This is a genomic window from Microseira sp. BLCC-F43 (genome assembly GCF_041929235.1).
In the GTDB taxonomy this organism is placed as follows: domain Bacteria; phylum Cyanobacteriota; class Cyanobacteriia; order Cyanobacteriales; family Aerosakkonemataceae; genus Microseira.
The window spans coordinates 95,569-104,836 of the sequence record NZ_JBHFNP010000168.1 but is presented as its reverse complement, the minus strand read 5'-3'; the positions used below and the strand labels follow the sequence as shown (position 1 = coordinate 104,836).

The 9,268-nt window shown below is 44.0% G+C and carries 10 protein-coding genes and 1 pseudogene; 7 read left to right on the top strand and 4 right to left on the bottom strand.

Annotated features, from left to right (window positions below; genetic code table 11):
- The 4 genes and pseudogenes from ACE1CM_RS23745 to ACE1CM_RS23730 all read left to right on the top strand — a co-directional run.
- The coding region (locus tag ACE1CM_RS23745; protein ID WP_374880973.1) for a hypothetical protein at positions 1-203 on the top strand (203 nt) is incomplete at its 5' end.
- Between the two features lie 69 nt (positions 204-272).
- Entirely contained in the window at positions 273-977 is a 705-nt protein-coding gene (locus tag ACE1CM_RS23740) for a hypothetical protein (RefSeq protein ID WP_374880971.1), read from the top strand.
- Positions 978-1,136: 159 nt separating this feature from the next.
- Positions 1,137-1,910, top strand: a pseudogene (tatC, locus tag ACE1CM_RS23735) (twin-arginine translocase subunit TatC); the annotation flags it as partial.
- Positions 1,893-2,771, top strand: coding sequence for a Uma2 family endonuclease (locus ACE1CM_RS23730; RefSeq protein ID WP_374880985.1), 879 nt, complete (start codon positions 1,893-1,895; stop codon positions 2,769-2,771). The pseudogene tatC and the gene ACE1CM_RS23730, both read left to right, overlap by 18 nt.
- 338 nt (positions 2,772-3,109) lie before the next feature.
- Here ACE1CM_RS23730 and ACE1CM_RS23725 read toward each other — a convergent pair whose 3' ends face one another.
- Positions 3,110-3,571 (bottom strand): hypothetical protein, encoded by a 462-nt coding sequence (locus ACE1CM_RS23725; RefSeq protein WP_374880969.1) that lies wholly within the window; start codon positions 3,569-3,571, stop codon positions 3,110-3,112.
- Between the two features lie 169 nt (positions 3,572-3,740).
- The gene (gene menD, locus ACE1CM_RS23720) at positions 3,741-5,522 is read right to left on the bottom strand and encodes a 2-succinyl-5-enolpyruvyl-6-hydroxy-3-cyclohexene-1-carboxylic-acid synthase (protein ID WP_374880967.1); all 1,782 of its coding nucleotides are present in this window, start codon (positions 5,520-5,522) and stop codon (positions 3,741-3,743) included.
- A gap of 46 nt (positions 5,523-5,568) precedes the next feature.
- Here menD and ACE1CM_RS23715 point away from each other — a divergent pair, with 46 nt between their 5' ends.
- On the top strand, positions 5,569-6,090 hold the full coding sequence (locus tag ACE1CM_RS23715; RefSeq protein ID WP_374880965.1) for a DUF29 family protein: 522 nt from the start codon (positions 5,569-5,571) through the stop codon (positions 6,088-6,090).
- Positions 6,091-6,141: 51 nt separating this feature from the next.
- On the opposite strand, the gene ACE1CM_RS23710 is transcribed toward ACE1CM_RS23715, so the two are convergent.
- Positions 6,142-6,345, bottom strand: a complete 204-nt coding sequence (locus ACE1CM_RS23710) for a hypothetical protein (protein WP_374880963.1) — start codon at positions 6,343-6,345, stop codon at positions 6,142-6,144.
- 313 nt (positions 6,346-6,658) lie between these two features.
- Between ACE1CM_RS23710 and ACE1CM_RS23705 the strand changes: the two genes are divergently transcribed.
- On the top strand, positions 6,659-7,531 hold the full coding sequence (locus ACE1CM_RS23705; RefSeq protein WP_374880961.1) for an S-methyl-5'-thioadenosine phosphorylase: 873 nt from the start codon (positions 6,659-6,661) through the stop codon (positions 7,529-7,531).
- A 230-nt stretch (positions 7,532-7,761) separates the two neighbouring features.
- The gene (tenA, locus tag ACE1CM_RS23700) at positions 7,762-8,424 is read left to right on the top strand and encodes a thiaminase II (RefSeq protein ID WP_374880959.1); all 663 of its coding nucleotides are present in this window, start codon (positions 7,762-7,764) and stop codon (positions 8,422-8,424) included.
- A 124-nt stretch (positions 8,425-8,548) separates the two neighbouring features.
- Here tenA and ACE1CM_RS23695 read toward each other — a convergent pair whose 3' ends face one another.
- Entirely contained in the window at positions 8,549-9,028 is a 480-nt protein-coding gene (locus tag ACE1CM_RS23695; RefSeq protein ID WP_374880957.1) for a hypothetical protein, read from the bottom strand.
- Positions 9,029-9,268: the final 240 nt, after the last annotated feature.

Sequence of the window (9,268 nt, the reverse complement as noted above, 5' to 3'; positions counted from 1 at the left end):
TCGCGCGCATGACAGATTTGACGGAAAACCTCATCAGCTTTCACACTCAAGCGGACACCGTAAACCTTCCGGGAAAATCTGCCTTTAGTAAATTTACCGCTCTGGGGATCCTTAAAAGGTACAGCCACATCGATCACCAATCCTACAACACCAATATACCAAAAAAAACCCCTGTTCCCCATTTACAACCACAGATAACATAATATATACTAAAAAGCACGGTGGAGGAAACCCACCGCGCCAAAAAAAAAACAAATTAGCTTCTATTATATATGGACATCACCAAACTGACCAAAAGGCTGGCAGCGCTCACCAAGAAACTCGCAGCAGTTATTAAGCTGAATTGCCGCAAACTGATCCGCAAAACTGCCTTCCAAATCACGCAACTGGAAGGAAAAATCGAGGCAGCTTCTTCGGCTGCTAAGGCAGAGAAGCCCGAACCCACTAAAGAGAAGTACACGTGGGAAGAAAAAGCAGGATACGCCATCTGTCTTAACCTGCAAAACGGCAACAAATATACAGTATCTTGGGACGCTTGCTCATGCCGCGACTGGCAAATGCGGCGACGGCACACAGGCGAAAACTGCAAGCACCAAGAGATGTACCAAGCGCTTACTGCTGCTAAAAAAACCGTAGAGATTGACCAAAACGACTGCCCAACAGGAACCTACCTGCGGCGCACCGACGACTCGATATCCGTCGAGTACGAGGTTTGGTGCTACCAAGAAAAATACACTCCCAGCACCGGATTACAAGTTGAACCAGACTGTATTGGTCGCATTGTGCAAGGAAAAAACGAAATTTTGGCAAGCACTATACATTCAATGCCACGCAGCTTTAGTTCAACCGAAAACGCAATCAACTATTTAGTTCGCTACAACGGAATTGACCCCAAAAAAATGGCGGAGGCATATCTGAAAAACACCAGCCGCAATCCGAAAAGCCTAAGGGCAACTGGCCCTCTGTTGAAGACTTAGCAACGGTTTAACAACCACGCCCTTTAGAATTAAAATCTAAAATCATAAATTATCAATCAAGCGTGAGACTTTTAGTCTCACGGGAAAACCCTGGTCTCTTGATGCAGGGTTTTCCCGTGCTGTTCTATAATGCAAAGAATCTCGGATAAACGCAAACCCATGACGCCTCTAGATCTAGTAGAATCCTCAACTGAGCAAGGTTTAGCAGACCCAACAATAGACTATCTCGACGACCTCCCCGATGATGTCGAGATGTCCCTATTCGACCACTTGGAGGAATTGCGGCAGCGGATATTCTACTCTTTAATTGCGTTAGTGGTAGGCGCAGTTGGGTGTTTTCTGTTTGTAAAACCCTTGGTCAAACTGCTAGAAGCGCCCGCACGGGGCATCAAGTTTCTGCAATTAGCACCTGGAGAATTCTTTTTTGTCTCGCTGAAAGTAGCGGGATACAGCGGCTTATTGGTGGCGATTCCGGTTATTTTATACCAAATTATTCAATTTATTCTCCCCGGATTAACGAGGCGGGAACGACGGCTAATTTTACCCGTAGTTGCGGGTTCTACGGTTCTGTTTTTAGCTGGGTTGGTATTTGCTTATTTACTGCTAATTCCAGCGGCGGTTAATTTCTTTATGAACTACGGGGAGGATGTTGTAGATCAGTTCTGGTCAATTGACCGATATTTTGAATTTGTTTTGCTACTTTTGTTGAGTACGGGGTTAGCGTTTCAAGTTCCAGTTATTCAAATTTTATTGGGGTTGTTGGGGATTGTATCTGCTAAACAGATGCTTTCTGGTTGGCGATACGTTTTACTAGGGTCAGCGGTTTTAGGAGCAGTTTTGACGCCTTCTACCGATCCGATAACCCAAACGCTTTTAGCAGGCGCGGTGGTGGGTTTATACTTCGGCGGTATCGCTATGGTGGCGCTGTTGGGAAACTCTCAGGGATGGGGTAGGTTAATTGGAGCGATCGCTACCCCATTTACAAAAGTCACCCAAAGCCCGCAAAATAGCCAAAGTCCTGTGATAGATCTCGCAAAAGAGCCTTCGGAGATGGTTGAAGCTGCCAATGTAGAAATTGAAGAAACCCCAATAATACAAGAGGAAATCAGCCAAAATAGTGCTGATTCTAAAGAATCGGATTTGAGCCAAATAGAAGTAGAAAATCAAACGATTCAAGTTGAGGATACGGATATCGAAAATCAGACCCAAGTGGATGAACCAGAAAACGAACTCACTCAATTAGAAGCAACCGAAACACCCACAGAAAATCAACTTACATCGGAAGAATCTCTACCCCCGCCACCAGAGGAACAACCAGTACCAGAAATGCTGCCGCAGCGCTTTGTTTCTAAAGTGACTGGCGCTTTATTTACACTCCTCGATTTATGGTGCGAAGATAGGGGTGAAGTCGCTATCAAACGGGCAATAAATATCAAACGAACGGGTGGAGATTGGACACAAGTGCCAGATTTGTGTTACGTATCCTACGAACGTTTACCAGCAGGTTGGATGGAGGATCAAGCTTGCCCAACTGCTCCGGAATTGGTCATCGATATGATTTCACCCAAACAAACATTTGGAGAATTGGTAGACAAAGCAACTGAGTATTTAGAGGCAGGAGTGTTAAGAGTTTGGTTGGTGGATTGTCAAGCTAGAAGTATCACAGTATTTTATTCAGATGCTCGCCCCCGGACTTACAGGGAAGCAATGGAACTCACCGATCCATTATTTGAAGGATTGGAGTTAATTCCTGAGTTACTTTTTAGGCAAGCTCGTTTACCTAATGCTGGTTAAATATTGAATTTTGCACCCAAGCGTTGAAATAAATTTCAGCCTGTAGGGAACATTAAACAATTTTTGCTAGAACAGGACTGACGCAAAGAAACCCGGTTTTTACGATAAATCGTGAGTTTGGCAAACATAGATTCCCGAAAAAACCGGGTTTCTGGCAACGCCCTTGCGTCAGTCCCCTAGAAATCAAAAGCCCTCGATGCCGTGCCCCTACAACACCTGTTAACACAGCTTTTGAATCACCTGCAGCGGCAAGGCATTAAACAATTTTTACCAGAAATCAAAAGCCCTCGATGCCGTGCCCCTACAACACCTGTTAACACAGCTTTTGAGCTTCCTCATTACCGACGACCTTGACGGGCACAAGCGTAATTTGCTGCGTGCCTTGCGGATGAACGAGTACGATTAAGGTTTTCTAACCTGCCGTAGTTATCTTGGTTAATTTCGACAATGATTCGGTTATTTCTGTCAAGGGCTATGACGCGGCGAAAACGGGTAATTTTGGTGCGACAGTCAACGGAACTATAGATCATAAATCCGTAGACTGGGACTCTAGAAGCGGGACCAAAACTATAAAGTTGAAGCGATTGTGGGCGGTTGAAAACAACCTGCTGCCAATAAAAACGCGATCGCGTTCTACCTTGTATCGAAGCAGCATCGATATAAATGGCAGTATCGCTGTCGCTGATTAGTCTAACCCATCGCTGAACCGCATCCGCCGAACTAAAAATGGCTCCGGTTACGATCGGGATAACAATAGCAGTTGCAGGTAACAACTTCAACAGGGTTTTACTTAACGACATTTTGCTTAAATCTCCTCACGCCAAGTCAATTTTAGGGGTCAACAATCAGAATCAGGACTGACGCAAATCACCTTTGTTTCTAGGAAAAATCGTCGATTTTAAACTAGAGATCTACCAAGAAACAAAGGTGATGGCCTGGAATGCGATCGCATTGTTTCACCAACCCAGATTAGCCGATGCCAGATGAAAATTTCCTTAAGTTATCTTGCCGCCATCTAGCATCTGCCTTCCGGTTAGTTCGCAATTCTAACACCCTCATCCCCCGAACAGGTAGAGGATTTAACAGATATTTGAACTTTTCCCAATCAGTCACTAATTGATGTTCCACACCATAGGTAGCGCACAATTGAGAGAAATCAATATCTTGGGGAGTGGCGAAAAACTCTTCAAAGGGCGGATCGAACTTGGCAATTGGCAACATTTCAAAAATGCCGCCGCCGTTATTGTTAATTAAAATAATCGTCAGATGCCCGACAAATTTGTTTTTCAATAAAAATCCATTCGTGTCGTGCAACAAAGCTAAATCTCCCGTTAGCATGACGCTACTTTGGTTTTGATGGGCAATTCCTAATGCAGTGGATAAAGTGCCGTCAATTCCATTCGCCCCTCGATTAAAAAAGGGTTGAATCCCTAAGTTATTAGGTTGCCAGAAAAATTCTACATCCCGCACGGGCATACTATTGGCAATAAAAATCGGCGTACCCGGTGGCAATATCTCTGAGAGTAACCAAGGTATTTTACATTCAAATATATCGTTTTCGCTAGCCATTTTTTGGTCAATTGCTGACCTAACTTTGGCTTCAAGATTGCACCACAAATCAAGATATGGAACTTCTGCCTTCGATGGCGGGGAGGGGAGGACAGAGGTTAATTGTTCAATTGATAGTCGCAGATGAGTGGTTTTACCGTGGAGGGGGTCGAGGTTGTGGTGACTGGGGTCAATTATCCACTGTCTTGGTTGAGTAATTTGTAACCATTCCCGCAGTTCTTTACTCGTGGGTAAGTCTCCGATTTGAATGACTATTTCTGGCGTCAATTGTTGTGATAATTGTGGCGAACGTAAAATCATATCGTAGGTGGAAATTAAGTAAGGATTGAGGTCGGCATAGTTTCTTAAAGGGGAGAGTCCTTCCGCTAGAACAGGCCATTTTAAGGTTTGGGAAAGGCGAGCGATCGCTTTTACATATTCCTCGGCTTTTGCAGGTTGTGCAACCCCGGCAATAATTATACCCTTGTCACATTGCAGCCATTCTGGGAGTGGGTAATGGCGTTCCCAGGCAGAGCCAGGGAACGAGGGTAATGGCGTTCCCTGGCAGAGCCAGGGAACGAGGGTAATGGGGGTAATGCTAGTAAAGAAGTCTTCTTTTAACTGAGATTGGAACGATTGGGCGTCGAATTGGGGAATGGGTGCGAGGGGGTCGCGGAAGGGGATGTTGAGATGGACGGAACCGGGGGTAGGAGTTTGCGATCGCTCCCAAGCATATACTATTATTTGCCGCAGATATCGCAGCATTCCCATTTCCAGAGACGGTACGGCTAATTCTGCTTGCCAGTTGGGATAATTGCCATATAATTTCACTTGGTCAATCGTTTGTCCGGAATGACAATCCCGTAATTCTGGCGGGCGATCTGCGGTTAAAATTAACAAAGGTATGCGACTTTCTCTCGCTTCAATTATTGCTGGATAAAAATTCGCTCCCGCCGTTCCAGATGTACAAACAACGGCTACAGGTAATCCCGATTGTTTCCCAATTCCTAGAGCAAAAAATGCTGCCGAACGCTCGTCTAAAACGGGAATTGCTGCTATTTTTTCATTTTGAGCAAACGCGACAGCAAGCGGCGTTGAACGAGAACCCGGACAAATAACGGCGGTGGTTAATCCCAGTCTTTGGAGAGTTTCGACTAAAATCGAAGCCCAGACTGAGTTAGTATTGCGAAAATCAACTGGCATTGGCGATTGCTATAATTATCAGCGAAAATAAGTGCTGGTAATTATTATGACGCAAGAACTGATAGATTTAAGACAAAGCATCCTTGAAGGACGCTACGCCGATGCTTTAGCAATCGTCGATGAGCTAGAGGGAATGAGTAAAAAGTCTATTTTACGTCAAATCAAATCTTTTTTAACGATTTTGCTGATTCATTTAATTAAAAATCAAGTTGAACAGCGGCTCACCAATTCTTGGGCGAGTTCTATTCGCAATTCTATTAGAGAAATTCGAGAGTTGAATCTCAAAGAGAACAAAACATCATATTACATCAATTCCGATGAATGGGAAAGTTTGATAGAAGAGGTAATAGAGAATGCGATCGCAGATGCAAGTGATGAAGTATTAAACGGACAATACAGTCAATTTCAGCTAGCCGAAATGTTAGATAAAACCCAACTTACTCAGAAGGCGAAAAAATTTTTGTTGCTAACTTACTCCCATTCGTCAAAGGAATTACCCGCAGTAGTGGCGGAGAACCTAATTCAGCTACCGGGGGGTGAAGATTGGATCAATCGGACACAAAAATAATTTAACCTGGGGATGCGATTCGCTCAAGTCGCAGGACAAACGCTCTCTAGTTTAATCCACGACTTTGAGGAAACCCCTTTGCAAACCATCAAACACCCGGTCGAGCAGTTGTTTCTCCGCATCGCTGATTAAATTATTAGACAGTTTTACTGACATCAGTAGCTTTTGGTGAATGCGGCTAATTTGACGACTAGAAAAGATGCGTTCGACGATGACTTCCAGGGAGATGTTGGGTAATGCACCTTGTTCTGACATAATGATTTGAGGAACTAAACGCTACATAACCAAACTCAGTTATAAATATGGGGGATGCGATCGCAGCCAGTGGTGATTTGCGGCCTAGATTGCCGTGAGGATTTTTATACAGCTTTGTGATTTTACTCGTTGACAAAATTTCCTCTTTCCCCTTATTCCTATATCCCAACCGGATGCCATCATAAGTAGCGGCGAAAATTGCTCCTCTGCTCCTCTGCTCGCTTTGCTCACCAGCTCTTCCTCTCCCTTTTGCCACAGATCCACTATCTCGGTACAATAGCTTGGCATTGCAGCGCGGAAAAAAGCTTATAAGATGGCTCAAGCACAAATTGGGATTATCGGCGGTAGCGGACTTTACAAAATGGACGCCCTCAAGGACGTGGAAGAAGTGCGAGTGGACACCCCCTTTGGGTCGCCTTCCGATGCTTTAATCTTGGGCACTTTAGAAGGGACGCGGGTTGCCTTCCTGGCACGTCACGGACGCAACCATACCCTTTTACCCTCCGAGTTGCCATTTCGGGCGAATATTTATGCCATGAAAAGTTTGGGCGTCGAATATTTAATCTCGGCGTCGGCGGTGGGTTCGCTCAAAGCAGAAGCAAAACCGCTAGATATGGTAGTGCCGGATCAATTTATCGACCGGACGAAAAATCGAATTTCCACCTTTTTCGGCGAAGGAATTGTTGCCCATATTGCCTTTGGCGATCCGGTGTGCAAAAATCTGGCTGGCGTTGTCGCGGATGCGGTTGCCAGTTTAGAATTACCAGACGTAACTTTGCATCGCGGCGGCACTTATGTATGTATGGAAGGACCCGCATTTTCTACTAAAGCCGAATCGAATTTATATCGCAGTTGGGGCGCAACAATTATTGGCATGACCAATTTACCCGAAGCAAAGTTAGCCAGAGAAGCAGAAATTGCCTATGCAACTTTAGCCTTAGTTACAGATTACGATTGCTGGCATCCAGACCACGACAGCGTCACCGTAGAAATGGTAATTGCTAATTTACAACGCAATGCAGTTAATGCCCAAAAAGCCATCCAAGAAACCGTGCGGCGCCTCAGCCAAAATCCACCCGCTTCAGATGCTCATTCGGCGTTGAAGTATGCAATTTTAACGCCCTTGGATAAAGTTTCAGCAGCAACCCTAGAAAAGATGGGGCTGTTGTTGAAAAAGTATTTGTAAAGTTGCTAATGGCTAATTGCTAATTGCCAATTTGATTAAAATCAATCTAAAATCAGCAATTATATCATGTCCGGTAGCAAAGGTTGTGCAAGTGTTTTTGATACTGTAGGTGCGGGTAATACTAACCAGTTATAAGTCCTGATTTCGTTAAACCTGCCCCGCCTGACTACCGATGCTTAAGGATATGATATTACCAATTACCAATTAGCCATTAGCCATTAGCCATTTTTATGAACTTTACAGATAGTTTGTGGCTCTCGATTGAAGCGATTTATAGCAAAATTTTGGCTCATCCCTTTGTCCAAGGGTTAACCGATGGATCGTTGGATGAATCTGCTTTTCGCTTTTATGCCATCCAAGATGCTTTGTACTTACAAGACTTTGCTAGAGGACTGGCAATTTTAGGTGCAAAAGCAGACAGCGACGATGATTTTTTGATGTTCTGCGACCATGCCAGTAATGCTATTTTAGTCGAACGGAGCCTGCACGATAGCTTTTTTAAAGCGTGGCAGTTGACGCCTGAACAGGTATACAATACCCCACCTGCTCCTAACTGTTTGCTCTATACTTCTTATCTGCTACGTGTGGCGTTAGGACGGCCTTATTATGAAGCGGTGGGTGCGTTTTTACCCTGTTATTGGATTTATTGGCAAGTTGGTAAAGAATTAGTGCAAAAAGGGTCGGTCAATCCTTTATATCAGCAGTGGATTGATACCTATGCCAGCGATGAATTTGAAGCGGTTGTCAAAGCTGTTTTGCATGTTATGGATAACTTGGATCTTGGGTTAACACAACCGCAAAAAGAAGCAGTGAAAAACCATTTTATCATCACTTCAAAAATGGAATATTTGTTTTGGGATATGGGCTACCATCAGCAAGAGTGGGAGGTTTAATATCAGAAACACGGTTGGTTTGAGTGGAAAAATAGCTAATAGCTAATTGCTCATTGCTAATTGATATTGGGTAGTTTTTTCCAGCTATACAATTAGCTATTAGCCATTAGCCATTAGCCATTAGCTACAAAGGTCGCATCGTCACTGGAACGCAGAAACCAGCGCTACAATTTCTCACATTTAAAGAACTGCTACGAGTAGGGTGAATCTCAAATTCATCGGGTTCGTAATTAGGATTGGGAGTTCTAGTTCCTGGGTAAGTGGGTCTGCTACCGCGTAAAATAAAGCCATTAGAAGTAGGCGTTAGCGTCATCCGTTGTTGAGCTGCAATCAGTCGCCCATTCGGAAGACGAACATTCACGACCATTGTGCCAAAATTACCATCCATAGATAGTCTAGCGCGATGAGTAATGCCGTTGGAGCGCCAAAACAACGTCCAATCTCCCTCTAGGGCAATATTGGGATTGGCAATGCGCGGTCTGATTTGTTGCGCTACAGCAGGAACTGAAAACGCTGTAGTACTAATCATTGATAAGGATGTAGCTGCTAAAGTCATCAGACCGAATGCTGTTAATTTTTTCAAAGATGATTGCTTAGTTTTCATAAAATTATCCGTAGAAGTTCAATTTTCTAATTAATCCTTCCAAACTTCAGCGGGGAAATCCGGATTATTTACTAAAATTTTTTTAGGGAACCTTGGTTTAAGTTAATCGTCATTAAATATATTGCCCAGGACTTATATCAAATCCGGTTGCATCGGAATAATTAGCTTTCTTGCCAATCGCTAATTGCTAATTGCTAATTGCTAATTTTCCATACAGGTCGTAATTCCGAGGCAACGGTC

Excerpts from the sequence above, each read along its gene's own strand:
- menD (WP_374880967.1), bottom strand. The coding sequence starts at position 5,522 with ATGCCAGTTGATTTTCGCAATACTAACTCAGTCTGGGCTTCGATTTTA.
- ACE1CM_RS23725 (WP_374880969.1), bottom strand. The coding sequence starts at position 3,571 with ATGTCGTTAAGTAAAACCCTGTTGAAGTTGTTACCTGCAACTGCTATT.
- ACE1CM_RS23710 (WP_374880963.1), bottom strand. The coding sequence starts at position 6,345 with ATGTCAGAACAAGGTGCATTACCCAACATCTCCCTGGAAGTCATCGTC.
- ACE1CM_RS23730 (WP_374880985.1), top strand. The coding sequence starts at position 1,893 with ATGGTGGCGCTGTTGGGAAACTCTCAGGGATGGGGTAGGTTAATTGGA.
- ACE1CM_RS23715 (WP_374880965.1), top strand. The coding sequence starts at position 5,569 with ATGACGCAAGAACTGATAGATTTAAGACAAAGCATCCTTGAAGGACGC.
- ACE1CM_RS23705 (WP_374880961.1), top strand. The coding sequence starts at position 6,659 with ATGGCTCAAGCACAAATTGGGATTATCGGCGGTAGCGGACTTTACAAA.
- ACE1CM_RS23740 (WP_374880971.1), top strand. The coding sequence starts at position 273 with ATGGACATCACCAAACTGACCAAAAGGCTGGCAGCGCTCACCAAGAAA.
- tenA (WP_374880959.1), top strand. The coding sequence starts at position 7,762 with ATGAACTTTACAGATAGTTTGTGGCTCTCGATTGAAGCGATTTATAGC.
- ACE1CM_RS23695 (WP_374880957.1), bottom strand. The coding sequence starts at position 9,028 with ATGAAAACTAAGCAATCATCTTTGAAAAAATTAACAGCATTCGGTCTG.